The 1,305-nt window shown below is 69.8% G+C and carries 1 protein-coding gene; it reads left to right on the forward strand.

Translation table 11 applies throughout. The features are described 5' to 3' along the window. On the forward strand, positions 1-1,305 hold a 1,305-nt coding region (locus ACYVN4_RS45230), incomplete at both ends, for a condensation domain-containing protein (protein WP_460730517.1).

Below are 1,305 nucleotides of genomic sequence, written 5' to 3' on the forward strand. Positions count from 1 at the left end.
CCCGCTGGAACCGCTTCGGCGAGCTCGAATACCTCGGCCGCGCCGACGATCAGGTCAAGGTCCGCGGCTTCCGCATCGAGCTCGGTGAGATCGAGTCGGCGGTGCTGGCGCAGGACGGTGTCGCCCAGGCCGCGGTCATCGTGCGCGAGGACCAGCCGGGCGACCAGCGGATCGTGGCCTACGTGGTGCCCGCCGCGGCGAGCCGCGAAATCGCGACGGACGGTGTCTTGTTCGCAGCCGACACCGTCCGTGACGGCGCAGCGGAGCGCCTGCCGTCCTACATGGTCCCGTCGGCCGTCGTGGTGCTCGACGCGATCCCGTTGACCGTCAACGGCAAACTCGATCGCCGCGCGCTTCCGGCCCCGGCCGCACACGCGCGCGCCTTCCGCGCACCGGAGACCCCGATCCAGGAAACCGTCGCCGGCGTCTTCGCCGACGTACTCGGCCTGGACCGCGTCGGCCTGGACGACGACTTCTTCGACCTGGGCGGCAACTCGCTCATCGCCACCCGCGTCGTCTCGCGCATCGGCTCGGCCCTGGACACCACGGTCGCGGTGCGCACCCTCTTCGAAGCAAGCACCGTCGAATCCCTCTCGGCCCGTATCGAATCGCACACCGACGGCGGGTTTCGCGCCAAACTGGTGCCGCGCGTCCGTACGCCGAAGGCACAGGGCGACGGGCCTGAGTTGGTGCCGCTGTCGTTCGCGCAGCAGCGCATGTGGTTCCTCAACCAGTACGACACCTCCTCGGCGGCCTACAACCTGCCGCTGGCCATCCGTCTCAACGGTGAACTCGACACCGCCGCACTGGAACTCGCGGTCGCCGACGTGGTCCGCCGCCACGAGTCGCTGCGCACCCGCTACCCGGAGCACGGCGGCACGCCGATGCAGGTGGTCGTGCAGGCCGAGGAGATCGCCCTCGACCTGCGCCCGGTCACCGTCACCGCCGCGGACCTAACGGCCACGGTGACGACGTTCGCCACGCTGGGCTTCAATGTCGCGGAACAGGTTCCGCTACGCGCCCGGCTCTTCCGGGTCGCCGCCCCCCGTCATTCCGGCGCGCCTTTGGCCGGAATCCACTCCGACAGTATGGATCCCGGCAAAGAACATGCCGAGAGGATGAGTGAGGTTGCTGCCGAGCCGATCGCGCACGAGCACGTGCTGGTGGTCGTGGTGCACCACATCGCCGGTGACGGTTTCTCCATGTCGCCGCTGGCTCGTGACGTGATGGTGGCCTACACCGCCCGCACCCAGGGTGCGGTGCCGGGCTGGGCACCGCTGGCCGTGCAGTACGCCGACTTCGCGG

This window comes from Nocardia heshunensis, from assembly GCF_054782115.1.